The following is a 22,025-nucleotide window of genomic DNA, read 5'->3' as shown; positions in this document are numbered from 1 at the left end:
GACCCCCTGACGCCCCTCTTACCTTGTGAAGCGGCGCATCCAGCGCGGGGCCGAATCGAGACGAGGTGCAGTGGAGAACACGAGCTGGGGGTGGGCCGCCGCGATCGTCGCCGGCGGCAACATCACCACACTGGCGGCGCTCTGGATCCGCGGACGGTGGCGGGCGCAGGCCGAGAAGCACCGCGCAGAATCGTTGGTCACGATCGCCGAGGCAATGCCCGACGGCGGTCGGCTTCGCGACCAGCGCGCCGACGGTTCAAGCATCACGATGAGCGTGCCCGTCGCCGCTCACACTGGCGGTCGCCGTGGTTGACGGAACTCCCGACACGTCCAAGTGCGCATCCCCGGAGAGCATCCATCACTACCAGCATCTAGGGCCCATGTTCGAACAGCGATCCAACTCCAAAGTGGTGGAGGTGAAGCGCTTGCGGTCTGACAATGTCACCGTCTCGGACGCCAAATATCTACTGATAATCGACGTGAAGAGCCATCCCCTGCCGGCTGTTACCGAGCCAGCGACGGCCCGCCAGCGCATCGTTGAGGAGTTCAGCGCCTTCTACCGTGCCCACGCCGCCAAGCTGGTCGGATGGCTCATCTGGCAGGGCGCCTCAGAGGCAGACGCCAAAGACGTCATACAGGAGACGATGTACAAGGCGTACCGACTATGGGACAGCATCGCCAAGCCCGAGGCATGGGCGCGGACAACCGCCTCCCGCGCGTACGCAGAGCGGGTAGGCCGGCTCGACCCGGTTCCGGTCGCCGAAGCCAGTGATGACGAACCCGGCGTCAACGACGGCTGCGAGCTGGCTGCGGCGGCCACCAAACAAGACCTTCGGGTGGCGTTGCGTCAGCTTCCGCTGCGGCAACGACAGGTGTTGGCCTGGTCGTTCGATGGATACGCCCCCACCGAGATCGCCCTCCAGTTGAGCATGGAGCCGGCAGCGGTGCGCAGCAGCCTCTACAAAGCGCGCCAGAGACTACACGAGCTGCTTGATGGGTCGGGGGAGAGCAACCGATGAGCGAGGGGGACTCCGTGAGCGACCACAGCAGCGACACGCCGGATCAGCTCGCCGTCGCAGCCAGCGCGGAGCTGAGCGCCATCGAAGCCCGGCTCACGGCGACGTGGGACGTCGAGGCGGGACTGCGAGACATCCTGCTTCAGGGGCACTACCACCAATTCATCGCGGATGCCGGGACTGGATTCGACGTCGAGGCTGGCCTCGCCGCAATCATCGCCACCGACGCCCTACCGCAGAATTCCACGGCGCCAGTCGACCGGCAGCTTCAGAGTCCGCCCACCAACTGCCTGCACCACAAAACCGAAACGGCCGACGGACGTGACGCGGCGGACCACCTGAGCACCATCGACAAGGTGTGGGCAGTAGCGAACGAGGCACAATTGTTCCTGCGTCAGCTCAGGGATCCGTGGCGCGAGAACCAGACTGCCGACCACTTGGGCGATCTTCTCCAGCACCTCAGCACGGCGGTGCGCAAAAGCGACGATCTGGCGCACCTGGCAGTCAACCTGGATCAAGGAATCGTGACCTTGGATCAGGCCACCGAGATCGTGAACGGCATGGCCCTCGCCTTGATGGAACTCTCCACCACCCTGTCGTACTACCTGAAGCGCGGACCCGACGGCAACAAGCACCCAGACGTCACTCGGATCTGGGAGTTGGCCCGACACACGGCGTCGTTGAAGCCGCCGATCAAGCGCTTGTTCGAGCCGTCGAACGACGTCGTTGACGCCCTTGGTTGAGCGATGCCGAGCCAGGCGTTGATCAAGCCGTAGGTGGATGCAGCGGCCAGGTCCGCACGTAGTAGCTGAGGCCCAGAGTGCGCCGGCAGCGGAGTGACGGCCGCCTTCGAACGGCCGGCGAGAGCGTGAGGAAGCCGGCGCCCGTCTCGAACCAATGGCGGGTGCGTACCGTTAGGTGATGGACGTGCTGCTCAGAGGCGGCCCCGGCGATGGTCAGGTCATCGCCGCCTACGGCGAGACAGCGGTGTGGCGGGCGTGCCTCTACGAGATCACCGGCGAGCGCAGCCACCGGCGCAACGGTCCGAGCCTGCGCGTCTACCGTCACCGTGACGACTGCTGCGAACCGCGAGACCGCGGCAGTCAGGACCACTGCGAGTGAGGTGACCACCCGCTACTTGCTCCGACGCGACAGTCGAACGTGTGTACGATTCAGGCGTGGTGGAGGAGATCGTCCGGCGATGGTGGAACGGCGCCTGGGGGCGTCTGGCCAGACGCGATGTGTGGCTGGTTCGGCAGACAACATGGCAGGTCGTCGCACGCGCGGGAGATACCGAGACCGGGAAGGTACTGCGGTGGACCTACGACTCCCCCGGCGAGGCCGAAGCGATGGTGGATCGGCTTCTGCGCGCCGAGTCGACGGGGCGATGGCGCGAGCAGCACGGCGGGCCGCCGCCTGATCGGAGCGGGCCGACCGACGGCGGCTCATCGTCGTGAGCCGCCGCCGTACACCACCGCCGCTACAGCCCTGACTCTGCCCACCGCTGAGCTGACGCGGGGGGTGACGGTCAGCCGCATGGTGTCGCTCAACGCCCTGCTTTCTGGTTGTACTCGTCCACGATCTCCTGCGGAATCCGTCCCCGGTCTGAGATGTCCTTACCAGCTCGCTTGGCCCAGTCGCGGATCGCCCTGTTCTGCTCGCGGTTGGCCGTGGTGCCACTGCTGCCACGGCGCGCACCGAGCGGAGCGGCAGCATGCCGGCCAGTTCGTACGCTTGCGGCCACACCACTGCGGCCAGCTTTCGTTCCGTGACTCGTGTAGGGCTCGAACAGGTTCCGAAGTTTCTCGGCGTTGGAGGCCGATAAGTCGATTTCGTACCGGACGCCGTCGAGAGCGAACGTGACCGTTTCGTCGGCGTTTCCGCCGTCTAGGTCATCGACGAGCTTGTGAATGATCTGCTTTGCCACCAGGTAGTCCTTCCGGGCGAGAAGCGTGACCTGGATCGTAGCTTCCCGCGCCAGTTTAAGGAATTCGACGGCACGGCTCGTGAAACCAGTTTCGCCGCCTATCCTCATCGAACCCTCTCGCAGGGATAGGCACCTACAGCTCCATTCTGGGCACAGGCAGTGAAGTACAAACGTCAGGCAACCTCTTCACCTCCCACTGCCGTCTGCGCTTCTCGCAGCTCAGAACACAGCTATCCGCGGTCGGCGGAAGTTCGGGATGGGTGCTCCCTGGTGGCGTCTCTGAGCGCAGACGCTGAGCATCCGCCTGAGCCGAAATTTCTATGCGCGAAAGAGCCAGCGGAGCCATTGTTGCGGGCCGGTCATCGCCTCAGCCGGGATATCGAAGGCCCCGAGACGGGTCCGTTCGTAGGCCGCGCTGACGACGGCGGCGGTACGCGGACTGCCGAGGAGCCAGGGAGCAGCCGTACGGTATAGCTCCAGCTTGGCGTGGGCTCCATTGCTGGAGATGGCGCCTTCGAGCGGCCACGGTCTCGCAGGGGCGCGGGGGCGGGTGAGCCCGTCACGCCTGTGTGCAGCCCGTTGGTGGCCGGCACGGTATCGCAGCGCACGCCCCCACCGCGGCCACAGCCGGCAGTACGGAGATCACCGCCAGAGCAGCGGGAAGCCCCCACGGCTGCCACAGCACCGAGCACACTGACGCGCCTACCGCGCCACCGACGAAGAACGTCAGGTTCAGCAGACCGACCGCGCCGCCTCGCTGGGCAGCTCTCAGGTCGGCGGTGACAGCGGCGGTCAGGGTCGTCTGGGCGAGGGCGAAGGCGGTGAACCCGGCGGTGGTCGCGCAGAGCAGCGCTACCGGACGGTGGTTGAACCCGGCGGCGAGCATGCTGACGCTGAACACCGCGGCCACGCCGGCCAGCATCCGGCGCCGCGCCGACTCACTCGTCACCTGGCCGGCGAGGCGGGCTGCCGCCGCCGCGATGAACGCGCTGGGCAGCAGCAGCAGCCCGATGGTCTCGGCGGTGCAGCCGAGGCGGGTGAGCATCTGCGGGACGGCGTACACGCAGGCGAACAGCCCGCCGTAGATTCCGGCTCCGGCCAGCGCGCACAGGAGGAACCGTCGCTGGCTGATCACTGGGGCGATGAATCCGCGCGGGTGCCCTCGGCGGTGACGACCTGCGATGACGGCCAGCGCGCAGGTGCCCACGACGAGACCGGCGACGGCCGGCGGCGGAAGGTGCAGGGTGGCGGACTGGATTGTCAGAAGCAGCCCTGCCGCGGCGGTCGCCAGCAGGGCCGCGCCGATCCAGTCGACGCGTGCCGCCGCCGTCGGATGGCGCGGGGTGAGCTGCCAGCACAGCGGTAGTGCGATCAGTGACAGTGCGGGCAGCACCATCGCGGTCCTCCAGGATGCGGTGACGGCCAGGGCCCCGGCCAGCGGAGCGGTTGCCGAGAACAACGCCATCACGGCGCCGAGGCGGGCCAGGACTGTCGCTCGTTGCGGGGGCGGACGGCCTGTGGCAAGCGTGAGGGCGGTCGCGGTCATCGTCCCGGAGCCCGCCGCGAGCAGCGCCCGGCCCGCGACGGCTACGGCAAGGACGGTGGCGACCACGCAGATCGCGGCCCCGGCCGCGAGGAGGAGCACCCCGAGGCTGAGGGTGCGTCGTGGCCCCGCAAGGTCGATGGCACGTCCGGCGACAGCGGCGCCGACGCCCAGGCCCAGGGCGTGGATGGTCAGGATCCACACGGCCGTGACCGGCGAGGTGTGCAGTGCGCCGGCGGCGACGGGTAACGCGACGGCTGCGGCGCTGACGCCGTAGATCGCCGGCCCGTACAGGGCGCCGAGGCGCCACCCGATACTGGCCGCCGACGGTGCGGTGGGTGCGGCTGTGTTTGACACAAGAGGGCTCCTTGCCGGTCAGCAGGACAGAAGGTGCGGCGGTCGCCGGTCAGGCAGGTGCCGGTGACCGCCGCCCGGGGTGTCACGGCTTTCTGGTGGAGCGGCCTCGGCCGGAGGCGGAGAGCCCGGCATCCCGATTGACCAGATCGAAGGACCTGCGGGGTTGAACGTCCAAGTCCGCGATGCCCCGCTGCACGGCGCCCGCCGGCTGCGTTGTCACCGGCTTGTTGCCTGGTAGCTCGCGCGGCGACCAGTGGTAGCGCCGCCAGGTCAGGGCCGCGATGGCGACCACAGCGGGCAGCAGCATCAGGCGGCCTGCGCACGCGGCAACTCCCCCGACCACGGCCATGCCGACGCATGCGCCGCCGCGCATCAGCGGTGAGCCGAGCAGCCGCACGGCTGCCGCGAGTCCCAGCACGGTGACCGACGCCAGAAGGGCCGAGAACGCGCGCATCAGCAGATCCACGTCAAGCGCTGCCGGCGCGGCGCACGCCGCGACGCCGACCACGCAAGCGCCGCTCGCCTGCACCGCGAGGCTGCGCCGAGGCACCCCACCGCGAGTGGTAGCGAGCCACATGGGGAGGGCTTCGTCGCGGCCCAGGGCAGCGCCGGCACGCGCTGCGGAGGCGATGAAGGTGAAGCATGCGCCGAAGGTCAGGAGCAGCGCGCACAGCGCCGTCACCACCGCGCCGCCGCCGCTTTGCGCGCCGAGCAGCCGAAGCAGCGGCACCGCGCTGCGCCCGCCCGGCGCGCCGAGCACGCCGACGGTGCTGACCGCCAGCCCGGCGTAGAGCACCCCGACGACGCTCAGGCTGGCTGCGGCCACGACCGGCAGCTGCCGGCGCGGGCGCGTGACCTCACCCGCCAGGTTCGCGGCGGCCTCCCAGCCGCAGATCGCGACGAAGAGCACCGCGGCGGCGCTCGCCACACCCGACAATCCGTGAGGAGCGAACGGCGTGAACCGGCTCGCGTCAATGTGCGGCAGCGACACGACGACCACCGTGATCAGCAGCGCGCAGAGCCCGCCGGTGAGCGCCAGATGCAGCCGGCCGGACAGGTGCAGGCCGACCAGGTTCAGCGCGTACGCCGCCGCGAGCAGCACGGCGGCGATCACTGCCGCCGCGCCCGGCCCTTCGTCGAGCGCGGTGGCGGCGTACCGGGCACCCGCCATGGCGCCGGCGACCATGCCCAACGGCACGGCCGCGTAGAACCACCAGCCGACCACCGTGCCGGCCGCAGGCCCAAACGCCCGCCGGGTGAACGTCGCCACCCCTCCGGCGTCGGGATAGCGGATGCCGAGCGCGGCGAACGCGGCGGCGATCGGCGCCGAAACTGCCAGCATGAGCGCCCACGCCAGCAGCGACGCCGGCCCGGCGGCGTCCACGGCGAGAGCGGGCAGCACCAGCACGCCGGGCCCGAGCACCGCCCCGACATACAGGGCGGTGCCGCGCGCCACGCCGATCCGCCCGGTCACCGGACGCCGTCCGAGTCGTGGGTGGTGTCGGCCTGCTGGCTGCGGGTGGCGAGGGTCCGCAGAACCTTGGCGAGGCTGTCTCCCGACGGCATGCCCGGCTCCCGGAAGAGTCGGGACTGCTCGGCCTCCACTGGTGCTTGCAGGCGCCGTGCCAGGTCGATGCCGTCCTGAGTGGGCCGCAGGACCACCCGGCGCCGGTCGCCCTCCTGCAGCTGCCGGCGCACCAGTCCTCGGTCTACGAGCGTCGCGAGCGCGTTGGTCAGGGTCGCTTTGGCGATGCCCACCTCGGCGGCGGCGGTGCGGGTTTCGACTGCGCGGCGGGCGCACACCAACACGAGCACGTCGTAGGTGGTCCAGGTCAGTCCTTCGGTGCGCAGTACCCCTCGTTCGATTTGCGCGCGCAGGGTGTTGGCGGTGCGGACCAGTTGCGACAGGGGCCCCGGCCGCGGTGTCGGTGTCCGCGCGACGTTGACCGGTGGCCGGTACACGCCGGAGGCTCGTCGCGGCATCCGTTCGGTGGCCGCGTTCATGGCGTCCACCTGCGCCGGGCCGGCCGCCGGTTGGGCTTGCGGTTGCGGCGCTGACCGATCTGAGCGCCGCAGTCGGCCGGCGGCGGCGGTTGCGGTGCCGGCCGGCCCGAACGGTCAGTGTCCTCGTCGTCGTACATGTTGTAACCCCCCGTGCCGTGGTTGATGACCTACCTGCCGTGTGTGGGCGACCCATCACCCCCGCTCGGGGAGTTGGACAGAGGACGGATGCGTCTCGTCTGCGTCCTGAATCCGCCTCTTGACGAGGTCGACAACTCGCCCCGGGTTGAGGCCGCGGAGGAACTACAACGACGCATCGCTTGTCCGTCCGTCGATCGATGTTGGAACCTGGTGAAGCGGGCACGATCGTGAGTTCTGAACGTGGTCCGTCTACTCGCCGAGCGGGGCACCGCGTTGACGCATGAACGCGACCGGGTCGACCGAGTTGGCGTTACCGAGGTCGCACCGCGAGCCGGCGCATACGCCCTGGTGGGTTTGAAAGTGCAGGTGCGGGCCGGAGGAGTGGCCGCTGGTGCCGACTAGGCCGATTCGCTGACCGGCTTGCACGGTGTCGCCCTTGTTGACGTCGGGGCGGCGGATCATGTGGCAGTAGCGGGTGCCGTATCCGTCGGCGTGCACAAGGTCGACGTACCAGCCGCAGCCTCGGGTGGTGGGACTGCCGTCGATGTCGCAGTTGCCGGTGCTCGGGTCGCAGCCCGCCCACACCACCGTGCCGGCGCTGGCCGCGTGGATGACCGTGTTGCGGGCCGCGCCCAGGTCGACTCCGGCGTGGAGTTTGCCGGCGCGGGGCCCGTAACCGCTGCCCACGGCGGCGCGAAGGGGTGCCGTCCAGCCCGACGCCGCCACCGGTAGCTGCCCGCCAGCGCAGACGGCGAGGCTGGCACCGGGTAGCTCGGCGATCGTGTCGACACCGGCGACCGCGGCGACGACCTGCTCGGCGTCGTGCTCGTAGTGGCCGTAGCGATCGGGGAACGCCGAAACCTGCACGCGTTGCGCGGCAACCGACAGAGGCAGGGTTTCCCAGCCGGTGATGCGCTGGAGCTTGTCGTAGAACTTCGTCGCGGCGTAGCGGGGGTCGAGGATCTGCGCCGGGGTCCCCCATCCCTGGCTGGGACGCTGCTGGAAGAGCCCGAGGGAGTCGCGGTCACCGCCGCGCAGGTTCCGAAGGTCAGATTCGACCATCGCGGTGGCCACCGCGATGACCCACCCGCGGGCTGGCACGCCGTGCTGCCGTCCGACGGCGACGATCTGCGCGGCGTTACCGACCTGCTCGACGTTCCACCTCCCCACCTGTCCACTCCCGCCGGCTGGTTGCTGCGACGGATCTGCGACGGTGCACGCCGCTGCGGGGGCGTCGTCGGTGAGCACGACTGTCAGCGGCAGTCCACACAGCAGCAGGAGCGCGGCGGTGACCGCGACACTGAGCCCGACCCGTCCACGGTTCACGAGGCTTCCGCCTTGTCGGCGACGCCGATCGTGGCGACAAGCCATCGGCCGCCGATGGCGACACACACCACCCGCAGCACCCCGACATCGGTCGGCACATCGACGTCGACGCGCTCGGCGGTGGCCGCCGCCGCCCGGGCTGAACCGGTGATCCGAGTCGCGGGAACGTTGGCCGGGTCAACCGTGGCGAGCAGGTCCGCATACGCGGGGATCGCGTAGGGACGAAAGCCTGCCCACCACCGGTCGGCGGGCAGGTCGGGGCGCGCCCAGGCACGCAGGAACCGCACCGCTGAGGTCATTGCCGCCGGATCCGCGGCGCGGGGCGGGGCCGGCGCGACGCCGTCCGGGTCGGCGGCGAGCGCCGCAGTCGGCGCCACCGCTGCGGTGGACGGACCGCCGGTGGTTGTGCCGCCCGTCAGGGCGGGGCCGGTGCCTGAGCAGGCGGTGAGCGCCAGCGTGGCCACCCCCGCGATGGCCACGCTGCCGCTGCGCCTGCTCATCGCGGATCCTCGGGCGGAATCGGCTCAGCGGACGCGCCGAGCGCCGCGTTGAGGTGCTGTCCCAGCAGGCGCACCTGGTAGTGGATCGCCACCAGGTCCGCACGAACGTCCGGGTCCCCGGCTTCGACGACGGCATCGATGTCGCGGCGCAGCCGTTGCAACGTGCCGTTGATGCTTGCCAGCGGAACGCGCGTGGTTCGTGGCGTGTTCATTCGTCGACGTCGCGGGTGTATTTCCCGTCGAGGTGCCCGTCGCTGGCGACGTCCAGCTCCGTCTCCCGCCGCGTCATCTCGTCCAGTTCCGTCCACTGCTGCCTGTCCTCCTGCTGGTCGTCACGCCAGGCGTGGCGCCCGTCGTGGATCTCAGCGATGTACTCGTTGAGCGTGTCGACGCCCGTGCGCAGCCCGAACAGGGCGGCTTCGAAGCGGTGCCAGTCCCAGACGCTGGTGACCTCGGCCGGCTGCGTCATGTCGTCCCCTCTCTCGGTTGCGGCGCCGTGGTGTGAGAGCGGGTGTCGATGTCGTCGGTGACGGCCCGCTCGGCGTCGTCTGGCCACGGCTGCGACCAGACGGTGTCGCCGCTGCGGGGTGTGTGGTGCCCGTGTCGGCAGCGGGTGCTGTCCCATGCCTGCCAGCGGTGGCGGGCGCGGTGTAGCGCCTCGTGCCAGCGCAGCGGCGCGTCCGGGTCGGCCTTGCCGGAGTAGGCGTGGTGCCAGGACACGCTCAACGCGGTCAGCTCCTCCACCAAGGCGGGATGTGCGGGCCAGCACGCTCCGAGGTCCTGGGCCAGGCCGTAGCGGTCCACGAGCCACCGCGTCCACGTGACTAGCCATGCCCACAGCTGCCGTGCGGCGTCGGCGTCCAGGCCGCGCCAGCAGTAACCCGACGGCGCCCACCCGCCAGCGGCGTCGAAGGCGTCGACGCGGTCGGTGAGGGCGACGTGCGCCTCGGCGAGCTGCTCGACGCTGCCGCGCAGCGTGTCGATCAGCTCAGCGAGTTCCGCCAAGGCCCGTTGCTCCTCGGATGCCTGCTGCGGCACCTCGAACTGGAAGGCACGAGGTGTCATCAGCGACGCCCCCCGTGCAGCCGGGCCGTGAACGCGGCCTGCGCGGCGTGGAACCGGTCGGCGTCCGGGCGTTCCCACCACGCCGGCTGGACCACCTCGACCGGGGGCATGTTCCCGAGCAGCACCAAGGCGTGCCCGGCGGGCAGGGTGCGCAGCTCGGCGAGGTCGAGCAGGTTCTCCCGGCGGCTGTTCTCCTGCACGCTGGCGCGCCCGCCGCCCCAGGACGCCGCCGACGTCACCTCCTGCACCTGCCCGAGCAGCGACTGCGCGTCCTTGAGCGCGGACACGTCCTGCATGCCGCCCATCACGAAGCGGGCGTTCACGCCGTCGCGTAGGGCTTGGCCGCCGTCGCGTCCCCACCGCTGCTGCAACTGGTGGGTGTTCTGGCAGCACAGCGACACGGCGATGCCGGAGCCGCCGCCCTCGGACACCAGCTCGGGTAGCGACGGCAGCGGCGCGATGTTGGTGATCTCGTCGCCGACCAGATACAGGCACGGCTCGACCCGGCCGCCCACGGCGGTCAACGCGCATTGCAGGGTTCGGTAGATGATGTCTTCGGCGATCGCGGCGAACAGCGGCGCGACCAGGGACTGTCCGCTGCGGGTGCCGACCAGGTAGAGGGTGCCGGAGGCGTCGAGCCACGGCTCCGGCCGGAACTGCTGCCCGCGCGGCGGGGAGCAGGCGTGCAGGATCCGCGGGTTGCTGAACGCGTCCAGGGCGCCGAAGACGACGGACTGGATGGCGTCTCGGCTGCGGCCGGTGGACTCGCGGTGAAACGCCAGCCGGTCGGCCCACACCGTCTGCTGGTGGTGGCGCAGGATCCGTTCGGCACGCGCGTCGGCGGGGTTGGCCGCCCAGCTTGCCACGTCGGTCAGGGTGGTGTTCTCGTCGAGGGCGGCGGCGTGCAGCAGGCCGCGGATGATGGACGCGGCCTGGTCCTGGAAGTATTGGCCGTTCTCGACGTCGGCTTTGAGGCCGGCGCCGGCGGCGAAGCCTTTCGCCCGCAGCGCGGCGATGTCCGGATCTTCGGCGCCCTCGATCGGGGACCATCGCAGCCGGGGAACCCCGGGAAGCTGTCCCTGCGGTTCGAAGATCCACGTCGGGCCGATCTGCGTGCGCAGGTCATAGGTGACGGCGGCGACGTCGAGGCGAGTGGAGGTGGTGATGACCGCCCCGCGGGCGTCCGCGACGCGGGGCACCACGTAACGGCTGGTCTTACCGGCGAAGCGGGCCGCGCCAGCGAGCAGTTCGGTGTACTCGTTGGCCAAGTACAGCGGCTCACCCGTCAGCGCGTGATCGCCGAGGCGCCGCGCCACCTCCAGCGGGTCGGCACGCCGCCGGGTCTTGGCCTGCACGACATCGGGCCGGTCGGTTACCTCAACAGTCAGGGCGGGGCGCAGCACGTCAACGCGGCGCAGCACCGCCGCGGCCGTGACGACCTGGTCGAGGTCTGCGCGGCGGGCGAATCCGTGTCGCTGCACCCGCCGCTGCGCGAACCGAACCGCCGGAACCGCCAGGCCCGCCACGGCGGCGGTGAACAGCACGAGCCACAGCGCGTAGAGCAGGCCGGCCGGTGGCAGGGTCGCGCGGGCAGCGGCCGGCCACGCCGCACCAGGATCCCCGCGGTGGACGATCATCCGCGCCGCGATGCCGGGCGCGTCCGCTGGCGTGCTGTCCGGCCAAGCCGCGTGAGTGAGCAGACCGCCGAGCTGCCCGGCCAGCCACAGGGTCACCGTGCCCAGCAGCACGAGAGCTACGGCGATGCCCAGCAGCGCGAGGCGGGCGAGGATGTCAGCACGGGGCATGCCGCGCTTGGGCAGCCGATGTCCGGGGGACATGAGAGAGCCGGCCATCACGGCACCTGCCCCACCGCGGCGGACTCCCGCGCCTCGTACTCCGCGTCAGTCAGCTCCCGCCCCGCCCGCTCGGCTTCAACGCGCATACGGCTGTCCGTGTCGACCATGGTCTGCTCCGCTCGGGAGAGCTGGTGCTTGACGACGTAGGACCGCAGCCCCACCTTCCACAGCCCGACGCCGCGCCGTAGGTGCAGCAGCAGGTTGGTCTCCGTGTCGGTGGTGCCGAGGAATTCGCGGGCGGCGTCCAGCGACCCGGCGGCCTGACGGTAGGACACCCGCACACCGGTGTCCTCGATCAGCCCGCGGGCGATACGGACCTGCTCGGAGTCGGCGCCGCCACTGGCCGCCAGATCCGAGAACCGGTGAAACGCCAGAATGTTCTCCGTGCCCAACGCGCGGGCGAGTTTCAGTTGCTCCCGCATCCGCCGCACCAGACCGAGGTGGCGGGTGATCAACGCGAACTCGTCGTAAAGGCACACCCTCGGTGGGGCGTCGGGGCGGGTCAGTTCCGCCTCCAGCCATGACTGGGCGCAGGTCATCGCCATCGCCGTCATCTGGTCCGAGGTCCGCACCGCCCGCAGGTCGAGGATCGCCCCGGGCTGGTCGAAGTCCACCGTCAGCGCCGCAGCCGCCGGGGCGTCGAAGATGCCGCCGAGCGCGCCGGTGATCAGCCGCTCCAGCGCGAGGCGGACCCGACGGCTGTCGGCGGCGAACTGGTCGACGGCGTAGTGCACGCCAGCGAGGCGGTAAGCCCACGCCTGCGGATCACCCATCGCCCGCAGCACCAGCGACAAAGTGGGGGTGGCCAGCCGACCGGCGCTGCTGCCATCGTCGACGCGGGTCACCGCGTCGAGCGCGTACTCCGTCAACGAGCGCTCCGCTTCGCTCAACGGCCCGCCGAGCTGGATCTCCAGGAGCCCTTCGAGCAGCAGTAGCCTTCGGGCCCGCTGGATCTGCAGCCACTGCTCCTCCCCCTGCCCCGGCAGGCGGCGGATGCCGGCGAGGGGGTTCATCACCACCCCGGAGCCGGGGCCGATGCGCACCGGCCGGATTCCGGCAGCCTCGGCGAGGCCGTCGTACTCGCCCTTGACGTCGACGATGTAGAAGCGGGTGCCGAACGGAACGCCCCGGAACGCGATCGTCTTGAGCAGCGATGACTTCGCCGACCCGATCTCCCCGGTGACCACCATGTTCGGGGCGCTGAGCAGCCTAGCCCGGTACAGCTCCCGCATCGAGAACACGAACCCGGTCCGGGAGTACACCTCCTGCCCGATCAGCGGCCCGTCCACCCCCAGACCAGGATCGGCGACGAACGGGTACACGCTGCACAGTTGCGCGCTGGTGGTGACCAGCGGCGGCAGCCGCAGCCGCCAGTACACCCGCCCCGCCGCCCGCCCCACCGCGCCGCGCCCGTCGACCGGCGGCGGGCCCAGCAGCCGCTGCGACATCCGACGCAGCGCGCGCTGTTCACGCGCCAGGTCGGCGTGCGCCGCTGCGAGATCCCGCCGCTGCGCCGCCTGCTCAATGCGCCGCCCGAGCGATCCTTCCCTGCGCACCCGTGCCGGGATCACGCCATCCACCCCCGCATCGGCTTGAGCCCCCGTGCCAGGGGCAGCGCCCCCGCGACGAAGCCCTGGTCCTGTTCGCCGTAGAGGACGACCGCCTGGCAGCCGGCGCGGCCCAGGGCGCGTTTGATCGCGCGCACGTCGTGGCGCAGTTGCTCGTGGGTGCCGGCGGTGACGGTGACGACGATGGCGTAGCGGTAGCGCACGTGCCCGGCAGCCTGCTCCCGGTCGACCTGCTCCACCGAGCGGGCTTCGTCGTCTTCGCGGGCGGTGCGCACCAGCCGCATCTTGCGTTTGGTGATCTCGTCACCGGCGCGGGCGACCTTGTCGCGACGCGTGGCGAGCTGGGCCAGTTGCGCAGGCACCGGCTCGGCGACAACCGTCACCGCGCGTCGGCCGACGGTGCGGGTGAACAGGGCGGTCATCCACGTCATAGCGACGGGCTGGCGCGGCATCTCGTACACCCACAAGGTCTGCGAGAACCCGGAGTCGTGGCGATACGACGACCAGCCGACACTCTCGGCGGCAACCGGCCCGGCCATATACGGCGCGACGCCCGCCGCGCTCGCGGTCCGCATGTCCACGTGCGGCTGATCCTCGGGATCGAACTGGGTACGCAGCACCGCGGCGTACTGCCGGGGCGTCAACCAGCCCACCGCGTTGATGCCCGCCTCCCCGACCGCGGCCCGCACCCCGCCGAGCTTGTCCAGCACGACCGTGGCGATGGCCGCGTCGGTGCCGCCCGCGTCGGTGATCTCCGCCGACAGCTTCTTCGTGTCGAACACGACGCTCAGGTACACCTCGTGGCGTTGCGTCGACGGCGCCGCCCCGGCGGTGAGCTCCGCCAGGGACCGGTACGCCGGCGTGTCGGTGTCGACCGCCGCCTGAACCAGGTAGCGCTGCGCCCGGTTCCCGGCGTCCGGCACCGCGCGGGCCGTCAGCGCCCACCGGGCCAAGCCGGCGTCGGCGTACTCGGTACCCAGCAGGTTCAGCACCTCCGCCCACGCCGACAGACGCTGCCGCTGCACCGACGTATCGGCCAGGACCAGGTTGCTGCCCGCGCACAGCAGCGCCGCGGTGACGGTGTTCTCCCGGCGGTGGTGCAACAGGCCCACCTCGGTCAGCCCGTCAGCGGCGACCGCCGGAAGCCACTGGTAGCCGGCGGCCGGACCCGGCAGGTGCAGATGCGTGCTGCCCGCGGTAGCGGCGAAGACACCACCGCGGTAGCGGTCCTGGCCGGCGGCACGCTGGGTAAGCGCGCCGGCGACGATCGGCGCCCACTCGGTGACCCGGCGGCCCCGCAGCCGCAGCAGACCGACCGTGAGCAGGGTCAACGCCGCCAGAACCATGCCAGCGGCACTGCCCTGCCGGCCGGCGGCCAGGAGGTTCGCGGCGATGACCAGGCAGATCACGCCCGCCACGGCCATGCCGATCTGTCCCCACGAGAAGCCCATGATCGAGCCGCGTGTGGACCGCGGCGGAAACTGGAACTGGGTCACCTATTCACTCCTCACCTAGAGCGGAACGATGGGCAGCTCGGCAGCACCGCCCGCAGCGGTGCCACCCGCACCACCGCCACCCGCACCCGCGCGGGTAGCGCCTGAACCAGCGCCACCAGGGCTGTCCTGGGCGGGTGGGCCGGAACCGGCCGGCTCGGTCGACGGGCTGGGCCCGCTCGTCTCCGGGATCGGCGCCGGTGCCGGTGGCAGCGGCAGCCCGGCCGGTGTCGGGCCAGGCGAGCCGGCGACGTCATCGCCGCCGGCCGCCGGGGCAGGCCCGGCGTTGCCCGGCTGGCCGGTTGTCGAGCTGTCCGCGTCGGTGGTCTTCGCGCCCACAGCCGGCGGTGTGAGCGGTAGGGCGGGCTGTCCGGTCGCGTCGCCGGGGGCGGTGAGCTGACCGCTCGCCACATCGCTGCGGGCGGTGCGGGAGTCCCGCTCGATGCCCTCGGCCTCGTCGGCGTTCTCCCCACCGTTGCGCTCGCCACCCGGCTCACTGGTGGGCTGTCCCACCTGCTCGCCGTCCCCGCCGCCGTGAAGTGCGTCCACCGCCTCCGGTATGGCGCTGGGGTGGCCGGTGGGCGTGCCGGTGGGGATCGTGGGGATGGCGTCGGAGTTGCCCTGCATCAGCGATGCGGCCTCCGGAGCGCCGATGTCGCCACCACCGCTGAGCGGGTCGGTCAGGCGTCGCGCGGCGGCGTCCATCCCCACTGCGCCGGCGGCTGAGACCAGGAACCCCCGCGCGTCGACGTCAGCCAGGTAGCCGTCCCACATGCTCGTCAACCGCAGCAGGATCCACGGCGCGAGGACCATCAGGACGATGATGAACATGCCACGCAGCACGTTGATCACGTTGTCGCTCTCGTAGGAGCTGCGCGTGCCGTAGATCCACAGCGCGGCGATGAAGAACTTGCTGCTGGCCAGAGCGTTGCAGGTCCAGAACCACTTGCGGCCCCACGAGCGGGTCTCGGCCATCACCTGACCGGTCATCGCCATCGCCCCGAACAGCGCCGCACCGGCCGCGAGCAGGGACCGGAACAGCAGCATGACGAACACCAGGGTCAGACCGATCACGCTGATCACCGCGACGACGAAGGCCAGCAGGACCGTGCCGGTGTCCGCGGTCAGCGCGTTGAGCGCGTCCACCCACATGCTGGGCTGCCAGTCGCGCTGCTGGTTGCGGGCGATCAACGCCACGGTCGCCTCGTCCCAGGCGGCCATCAGGATATAGGCGATACCGCCGGCGAACGCGATCCCGAACATGGCCCGGACCAGCCCACCCAGACTCGACAACGGGCCCGGGCCGTTGAGGCGCAATCCGCTAATCGCCGTGGAGATGAGGAAGAACAGCAACACCACAACGATCAGGACCCCGGAGATGTCGTTGTAGACGCCGTAGAACGGCTCATCCGGCACAGCCGAGGACTGCTCGAACACCACCTCTGCCAGCTTGCTCAACATCCAGCCGAAGCCCGCCACCGCGATGTCTGCCAAGCCTTCGAAGCCCGAGCGCGCGGCGCCCTTGACCTGCTCGCCGACCTTGCAACCCACATCGAGAACGTCACAGCCCGCCGGCTTGAGAGACGAGAAGGGCAGCAGCGATGTCCGCGCCGCCTCGCACCGGTGCTGCTTCGCCGTCCACCACTGCGCATTGGCCGTGTCTTCGCCGGCGCGGTCGCTGAAACGCTCGCATCGGACCGGCGCAACCCCACCTGCTGGTAGCAGCTCGTCGAGGACCGAGGCAGTGCCATCCGGCGGCGGTGACTGCACCGTGAGCGACACCGCGTCACAGCGTTCCTGCTCGACCGCGCCGCCGGCCTTACCGCAGTCGGTGACCCACCCGGCGCCGGCTTTCCAACGTACCCATGGCAGACACCAGGCCACCTGCGGCGCCGGCAGCTCCGCGCCGGGCGGTGGCGGCTGCCCGGCAGACGGCGGCGCGGGGCAACCGGCGGCGGTCGAGGCAGACGGGGCCGGCGTCGCAGCAGCCGAAGCTGGCTCCGGTGGCGCTGTTACGCCCACCAGGACCAGCACGCAGACAGCTACCCCGGTCGCACATCGCCCGGTGCTCAGCCACGACATGAGATCAGACCGTCCCCGGCACCCACGACCGCGCGCTGAGCACCTCCAGCAGCGGTTGGGTGTCACGCGGGCCGCCGTCGCGGCGGGCGCCGCGCTGATCCGGCGGCGGCACCGGCACCGGCCGCTGCACCGCCACCACCCGCCACCTCGCCTGGGTCCAGCGCATCGTCACCGACTGCACGTACCAGCCACCCGCCAGGCCCGTCTGCGGGCCCGCGACGACACCGTCGGTCATCGCACCGGCCAACGCGCACACCAGCAGCCGCGCCGTCACCTCACCGCCCTGCGGCACAGGCGCGTTCGCGTCCGTATCGGCGACCCACACCCGGGCGGCTACCGTCTGCCCGATCACCGCGCCGCCCTCGGGCGGTGATCCCGCGCCCAGCATGTCGGCCACCGCCGGCCACGCACCGTCGGCCGCGATGACGTCGACGAGCGCCTGCTGCTCGGCCTGCGGCCGGCCTGCTGCTGCGGCCACCGCCGTCACATACGCCGCCGCCGCGTCCCCCGCACCGCGCGGTGTGCCGGCGAAGCCGACCGGCACACCGTTGACGAGACGATCGGCGTAGCGCTCGGACGTGGCACGCGTCGGCGCGCTGGCTCGTCCCGCGACGAAGACCGCCACCCCGGCGAGCAGACCGGCCAGGATGATCACCAGCACCAACGGGGTAGGACGTCGACCGTCGGTCGCCTTGTACTCCGATTCCCGCACGCGAGACACCTCCTAAATCTCGCTGAGCAGGAACGCGATGATCGACGTCGCCGAACCCACCACGATCGCCACCAGACCGGCCTTCCACATCATCGACTTCCCTCGATCACTGATGATGTGGGCGCCGAAGATCGGCCCGATCCCGAACGCAATCGCGCCCGCCGCGAGGCCCGCCACCGCGGAGATCACCCCGAGAAACAGGGCGGCGTTGGCGAGCTTGTAGAACAAGTCCGAGCGCGGCACTGCTGCCGGGTCCGGACTGATCCGGCCGAAGTCGAACCCCCCGCCCGAGCCCGAGGGTGTCGGATCGGGCGCGAGTGCCGCGACCATCGCAGGCGCCCGCACCGTCAACACGGCAGCTATCCAATGCACGATCACAACCAGTTCCTCCCCGTGAGAAATCGCCGCACTCAGGCGGCAGAAGGCCCGCCGCGCCCGCCGACGTCAGCCGGGCAGCGGTCAACGACCGCTGCGGCGACCTCGGTCAACGCCGTGCGCGTGGCCTTACTCAACGACCGCGGATCCAGCGGGTCCGGCCGGGCCAGCACCGGATCGAACGGCACGCGCACCAGATGCGTGCCCGCCTGGCGCGCCAACTGCTCGACCGCGCGAACCTCCCGCGCGGTCGAATGCGTGGTCGTCATGACCACCACCACCGCGGACTGCGCCACCTGCTCCAGGCCCGCCGCCTTCAGATGCGCCAGCAGACGCATGGTGTGCTGCAAGGCGTCGACGGTGGCCCGGCTCACCAACACCGGCACAGTCGCCCACCCCAGCGCCCGCCACGTCGGTGTGTTGTCCGCTGCGGGAAGGTCCAGCAACGCCATCGCGTACACCGACCGCAGATGCCCGATCACCCCGAACATCTCCGACCACGTCGGAGGCCGCCGCCGGGCCGTCATCTTGCTCTCACCGACCAGCACCCGCAGCCCAGTCGGCCCCCGCTGCATCAACTCCTCGGCGACCCGAGGGTCAGCCAGTCTCGCTTCCGCAAGGCTCGCGTCCCACGCCGATGCTGCGCTGTGTCGCCCCACCCGGTGACCCAGCCCGCCCCACGCGCGTGTGGTCGCGTCCACCGCGACAACCGGAGCGGGGCTTGCCAGCGCCAGCACCCCGCCCAGCGCTGCCGTCAGAGTCGATCGCCCGACACCGCCATCGGCTGATGAGACGCTGACCAGAGGGCAGCCCGGACGTAGCGACGACGCACGTAGCCACAGCGACTCGACCTGGCCGCCGCCGCCGAACTCCCGCGGAATCTCCCGCGGGCCAGCAGGGTCGCTCGCGATCCACCAGGAGCTTGCTCCTGCAGCCCTGACGCCGCCAGCGGCCGGCTGCTGGGGTTCGGCTGGCGGAGCGGGCGTCGCCCGCTCCGCCAGCGTTCCCCCGTCGCCGTCGCCGGACACCTCCGAAGTGGTGCCGGCGCCGGCGAGGTGGCCTGCGGGATGTGTGTGTGGATCCGACACGTCCGCCTCCCCCCGAAGGCTCGCCGTACAGCACTGGCCAGCAACGACGACCTTCCTCGCCGCCGGCCGGTCCCCCGTTACTGTCACGACCTGGACGTCGACCACACGAGCAGGCCATTTCGAAACCGCGTCACCTCACGGCATCACGGTTTCCCAACGAAGCGAACCGGAGCCTCACAACCCCCTCCAGTGAGACCAACCGATGCGCTACCCTCAACACACCCAGTTGGAGCCAGTCCAACTTGGTGTGTGCCGGGCACTGAGAGTTAAGCACAGAACACGCGGGATTTCCACACAGAGTTGGAGCCCGGCCAACTGTAGTCGCATCTCGGGGGGCGTCATGGCGGCACCGAACGACCACCCACCAGGTGGCTCAGGCTCTGCACTCATCAGAGATCGCCTCCGGTACCTGTATGCCAACCACCACCCGAAAGGCCGGGGGCCGTACACCGACGCAGAGGTCGCCGAGGCACTGAAGAACCGAGGTCACCGCATCTCGCCAGAGACCCTACGGAGACTTCGCACCGACGAGCACAACAACCCGACGGCCGCGACGCTGACGGCCTTGGCCGACTTCTTCGGCGTCTCACCCGCCTTCTTCCTGGACTCGTCACCGAGCAGCGCTGAGGTGCAGGTGCTGACCCGGTCCATCGAAAAGCTGTCGCCCGGAGCGCGCGAAGGCGTCGCCGCGATAGTCCAAAACATCCTCACCATGGAGCAAGCCGCGCAGACCAGAACTAGCTCGCGGAGCGAACGACCACGGCAGTCGGGAAGCTGAGGTCGCAACCAACTCAGCGACCGCGACGAGCCCAACCGGACCTCGATAGCCGCAGCATCGATAGCGGAACCACGGGAATCAAGCCCGCCCACAGGCGTCGGCCCATCGGGGGAACCCGCGGCCCGTTGTACGGTCGCCGGCCGGAGCGGACCACGAACCGATACGGCCAATCGTGGCCGCGTCTCCGCCGGAGCCGAAGCCGCAGGTCACCCCCGCCGACGTGCACTGTCGTGCGCTCGGTAGACAGCTACTCGCTTGGGCGAAGTGGCAACGCGCTACTACGGTCACGGGGCTCAGGTGCCGGACGGCACTAGGGCTTCCACGACCGCGTGTGGCGACGGGAAGGCGTATCGCATGGCAGAGCGATGGGCGATAGAACGCGCAGTTCGAGATGCTGAATGTCCTCTCAGTCCCACCGGGCGCCACCTTATCCTCACGCTCTTGACGTGGACGGATCACTCAACCGCGGTAATCCCGGCACAGTTCTCCCCCAGCCTGACAGACCTGGAACGAGCAACAGGGATGGCCCGCTCGACTATCGCCGTCAGGCTCAACCAACTTGAAGAGCTGGGCTGGGTCGTACGCCTCAGGCCAAAGGTGGACGAAGCCCGACGCAAGAAAGCCAGGACCGCCTATCGACTGCGAATTCCTCCAATGTCGCCGACTGGTCCGGCCACCGAACCAGCGCTAGTCCGACAGCCGGACAGACTTGGTCCGACCACCGGACGGGACTCAAACACCAAACATCGCCCCACCGCGGGAGCATCAACGAAAACCAGCCAGCGACACCCCTACATCCAGGGAGCTAACGGCTATTGCGCCTTTCCCGACTGCGGCAAGTCTGCGCCACTTCATTGACCGTCCGACCCACTCCCTCTAAAGATGCTTAGGACATGTGGAACAACGAAAGATGCCACTGCGGGCCGGACCGGAGATGATATTGCCACGTCGTCGTATAGCGTGGTGGGATCCTGCCACCCATGACGAGATCCCACCACACAAAGAAGTTCAGCTCAAAGGATGCGACTCATTGGTGAGAGCAGACAGCGCTGAGGCAATCTCCTGCATCGTTGCCCGTACATAGGTGGCAGTAGTGCCAGCATCACTGCCGCCCTCCGAGTGACCGGCGTAGGCTCGCGCGACGGCATAGCCGAAGTTCCTTTCCACCCAGGTCAGCGTAGTGTGGCGCAACCAGTGCGTACTGATTTGCTGCGTGTAAACCCATGGGACATGCTCCCCGATACGCACCCACAGATGATCATAACGTCGGTAAGTGAGCGGCTGTCCACTCCTATAGCGCAGCAGTTGCCCCATCTCCGTCGCTTCGCGCTCCTCAGCATGCCGCTGCAAGTACCGCATGAGCGTTGGCGAGACTGGTTGCCATCGCCTAGAGTCCCCTTTTTCTCGTAAGAGGATCAGGCATTGTTCCGGATCCAGATCAACTGGACGGAGCGCCAGTGCGCCACCGCGACGGCAGGCCGTCTCGGTGTGCAGGCGTAAAAGCAGGGTGTCGAGTGCGGGATCGTCGCCCGTGCTGGCTGCGACCTCGTTGATCTCGGCGAGCCGAGTATCCGGCACGGCTCGACGGACACTCGGCAGCCGCCGCGGTTTCGCCACCTTCAATGCAGGATTTTCGGACGCCATGATGAATCCATCAGCGACCGCCCTCTTGTAGAGACAACGCAAGGCGGCAACCAAGTGCTCCGCCGCGCTACGGCCTCCACGAGCATTCCGCCGGGCTACGACATGCGTCTTGACGTACTCCGCCAACTGCTCGATCTCCGACGGACTGGGCTCGTCAATTCTTCGCTGCCCCCAGTGCTCCACCACCCGTTTCCAGTAGGAGCCGTAGGCACGCCGCGTTCCCACCGTGACCGCAGCCGCCACCACGGGCACATACTCGGCAAAGGTCGGCGCTTGAGGCCGAGGCATGGCAGCTACCAGGAGATCAGTAGGCGATATGCCCATCCGAGCAAGAAGCAGACGAGCCGCGTCCAACTCGGCCGCGCTTGCCGTGGTGTCCGTCATGCCCGATCACCGCCGAGGGCGAAAGTGTGAGCCTGGACGATCATTTGGTCCAAGGCAGCCGGTGGGTGAACTACAAGGACTCCTGCAGCAGCATCCGCCGCCAGCAGAACCCGTTCGCCCGCCTTGAGGCCGCACCATTTTCGGACGGCCGCGGGAAGGTGTAAATGCC

24 protein-coding genes are annotated in these 22,025 nt (G+C 69.9%); 7 read left to right on the top strand and 17 right to left on the bottom strand.

The features are described from left to right. Positions 1–70 precede the first annotated feature (70 nt). The 5 genes from ACIA6B_RS07780 (at position 71) to ACIA6B_RS07760 (ending at position 2,473) form a co-directional block, all read left to right on the top strand. Positions 71–313 (top strand): hypothetical protein, encoded by a 243-nt coding sequence (locus tag ACIA6B_RS07780; protein ID WP_396771989.1) that lies wholly within the window; start codon positions 71–73, stop codon positions 311–313. Positions 314–380: 67 nt separating this feature from the next. Next, positions 381–1,019: an RNA polymerase sigma factor gene (locus ACIA6B_RS07775; RefSeq protein WP_396771988.1), complete on the top strand. Its 639-nt coding sequence runs from the start codon at positions 381–383 to the stop codon at positions 1,017–1,019. Positions 1,020–1,033: 14 nt separating this feature from the next. After that, positions 1,034–1,759 carry a hypothetical protein gene (locus ACIA6B_RS07770; protein WP_396771987.1) on the top strand — a complete coding sequence of 242 codons (726 nt, stop codon included), beginning with the start codon at positions 1,034–1,036 and terminating at the stop codon, positions 1,757–1,759. A 178-nt stretch (positions 1,760–1,937) separates the two neighbouring features. Then, positions 1,938–2,138: a hypothetical protein gene (locus tag ACIA6B_RS07765; protein WP_396771986.1), complete on the top strand. Its 201-nt coding sequence runs from the start codon at positions 1,938–1,940 to the stop codon at positions 2,136–2,138. 56 nt (positions 2,139–2,194) lie between these two features. After that, positions 2,195–2,473, top strand: coding sequence for a hypothetical protein (locus ACIA6B_RS07760; protein ID WP_396771985.1), 279 nt, complete (start codon positions 2,195–2,197; stop codon positions 2,471–2,473). Positions 2,474–2,562: 89 nt separating this feature from the next. On the opposite strand, the gene ACIA6B_RS07755 is transcribed toward ACIA6B_RS07760, so the two are convergent. From ACIA6B_RS07755 to ACIA6B_RS07680, 16 genes are all read right to left on the bottom strand, one after another. Beyond that, on the bottom strand, positions 2,563–2,943 hold the full coding sequence (locus ACIA6B_RS07755; protein WP_396771984.1) for an Lsr2 family protein: 381 nt from the start codon (positions 2,941–2,943) through the stop codon (positions 2,563–2,565). A 559-nt stretch (positions 2,944–3,502) separates the two neighbouring features. Beyond that, a complete protein-coding gene (locus ACIA6B_RS07750; protein ID WP_396771983.1) occupies positions 3,503–4,843 on the bottom strand; it encodes an MFS transporter in 1,341 nt (446 codons plus the stop codon). Positions 4,844–4,925: 82 nt separating this feature from the next. Then, the gene (locus ACIA6B_RS07745; RefSeq protein ID WP_396771982.1) at positions 4,926–6,317 is read right to left on the bottom strand and encodes an APC family permease; all 1,392 of its coding nucleotides are present in this window, start codon (positions 6,315–6,317) and stop codon (positions 4,926–4,928) included. Beyond that, the gene (locus ACIA6B_RS07740; protein ID WP_396771981.1) at positions 6,314–6,847 is read right to left on the bottom strand and encodes a MarR family winged helix-turn-helix transcriptional regulator; all 534 of its coding nucleotides are present in this window, start codon (positions 6,845–6,847) and stop codon (positions 6,314–6,316) included. Before ACIA6B_RS07740 ends, ACIA6B_RS07745 begins: the two co-directional genes overlap by 4 nt. Positions 6,848–7,234: 387 nt before the next feature. After that, on the bottom strand, positions 7,235–8,233 hold the full coding sequence (locus ACIA6B_RS07735; protein ID WP_396771980.1) for a M23 family metallopeptidase: 999 nt from the start codon (positions 8,231–8,233) through the stop codon (positions 7,235–7,237). 74 nt (positions 8,234–8,307) lie between these two features. Next, positions 8,308–8,811: a hypothetical protein gene (locus ACIA6B_RS07730; protein ID WP_396771979.1), complete on the bottom strand. Its 504-nt coding sequence runs from the start codon at positions 8,809–8,811 to the stop codon at positions 8,308–8,310. After that, a complete protein-coding gene (locus ACIA6B_RS07725) occupies positions 8,808–9,023 on the bottom strand; it encodes a hypothetical protein (protein ID WP_396771978.1) in 216 nt (71 codons plus the stop codon). Before ACIA6B_RS07725 ends, ACIA6B_RS07730 begins: the two co-directional genes overlap by 4 nt. After that, positions 9,020–9,280 (bottom strand): hypothetical protein, encoded by a 261-nt coding sequence (locus ACIA6B_RS07720; protein ID WP_396771977.1) that lies wholly within the window; start codon positions 9,278–9,280, stop codon positions 9,020–9,022. The genes ACIA6B_RS07725 and ACIA6B_RS07720 overlap by 4 nt, the downstream gene beginning before the upstream one ends. Then, positions 9,277–9,876: a hypothetical protein gene (locus ACIA6B_RS07715; RefSeq protein WP_396771976.1), complete on the bottom strand. Its 600-nt coding sequence runs from the start codon at positions 9,874–9,876 to the stop codon at positions 9,277–9,279. Before ACIA6B_RS07715 ends, ACIA6B_RS07720 begins: the two co-directional genes overlap by 4 nt. After that, complete coding sequence (locus tag ACIA6B_RS07710; RefSeq protein WP_396771975.1) at positions 9,876–11,729, bottom strand: type IV secretory system conjugative DNA transfer family protein; 1,854 nt, start codon at positions 11,727–11,729, stop codon at positions 9,876–9,878. Before ACIA6B_RS07710 ends, ACIA6B_RS07715 begins: the two co-directional genes overlap by 1 nt. Continuing rightward, a complete protein-coding gene (locus tag ACIA6B_RS07705) occupies positions 11,729–13,303 on the bottom strand; it encodes a hypothetical protein (protein WP_396771974.1) in 1,575 nt (524 codons plus the stop codon). Before ACIA6B_RS07705 ends, ACIA6B_RS07710 begins: the two co-directional genes overlap by 1 nt. Then, a complete protein-coding gene (locus tag ACIA6B_RS07700) occupies positions 13,300–14,796 on the bottom strand; it encodes an SCO6880 family protein (protein ID WP_396771973.1) in 1,497 nt (498 codons plus the stop codon). The genes ACIA6B_RS07705 and ACIA6B_RS07700 overlap by 4 nt, the downstream gene beginning before the upstream one ends. Before the next feature lie 15 nt (positions 14,797–14,811). Then, positions 14,812–16,827 (bottom strand): hypothetical protein, encoded by a 2,016-nt coding sequence (locus ACIA6B_RS07695; protein WP_396771972.1) that lies wholly within the window; start codon positions 16,825–16,827, stop codon positions 14,812–14,814. Between the two features lie 52 nt (positions 16,828–16,879). Further along, positions 16,880–17,587 carry a hypothetical protein gene (locus ACIA6B_RS07690; protein ID WP_396771971.1) on the bottom strand — a complete coding sequence of 236 codons (708 nt, stop codon included), beginning with the start codon at positions 17,585–17,587 and terminating at the stop codon, positions 16,880–16,882. 12 nt (positions 17,588–17,599) lie between these two features. After that, positions 17,600–17,941 (bottom strand): hypothetical protein, encoded by a 342-nt coding sequence (locus ACIA6B_RS07685; RefSeq protein ID WP_396771970.1) that lies wholly within the window; start codon positions 17,939–17,941, stop codon positions 17,600–17,602. A 56-nt stretch (positions 17,942–17,997) separates the two neighbouring features. Continuing rightward, on the bottom strand, positions 17,998–18,453 hold the full coding sequence (locus tag ACIA6B_RS07680; protein WP_396771969.1) for a hypothetical protein: 456 nt from the start codon (positions 18,451–18,453) through the stop codon (positions 17,998–18,000). A gap of 937 nt (positions 18,454–19,390) precedes the next feature. Between ACIA6B_RS07680 and ACIA6B_RS07675 the strand changes: the two genes are divergently transcribed. Together ACIA6B_RS07675 and ACIA6B_RS07670 are read left to right on the top strand one after the other, a co-directional pair. After that, the gene (locus tag ACIA6B_RS07675) at positions 19,391–19,828 is read left to right on the top strand and encodes a helix-turn-helix domain-containing protein (RefSeq protein ID WP_396771968.1); all 438 of its coding nucleotides are present in this window, start codon (positions 19,391–19,393) and stop codon (positions 19,826–19,828) included. Positions 19,829–20,182: 354 nt separating this feature from the next. Beyond that, positions 20,183–20,686 (top strand): helix-turn-helix domain-containing protein, encoded by a 504-nt coding sequence (locus tag ACIA6B_RS07670; RefSeq protein ID WP_396771967.1) that lies wholly within the window; start codon positions 20,183–20,185, stop codon positions 20,684–20,686. Between the two features lie 150 nt (positions 20,687–20,836). Here the strand turns inward: ACIA6B_RS07670 and ACIA6B_RS07665 are convergent, their stop codons facing one another. Next, positions 20,837–21,856 (bottom strand): tyrosine-type recombinase/integrase, encoded by a 1,020-nt coding sequence (locus tag ACIA6B_RS07665; protein WP_396771966.1) that lies wholly within the window; start codon positions 21,854–21,856, stop codon positions 20,837–20,839. Positions 21,857–22,025: the final 169 nt, after the last annotated feature.

The sequence above is a fragment of the Micromonospora sp. NPDC051141 genome, assembly GCF_044455765.1.
In the GTDB taxonomy this organism is placed as follows: domain Bacteria; phylum Actinomycetota; class Actinomycetes; order Mycobacteriales; family Micromonosporaceae; genus Micromonospora.
This window is presented reverse-complemented; position numbering and strand designations above follow the sequence as displayed.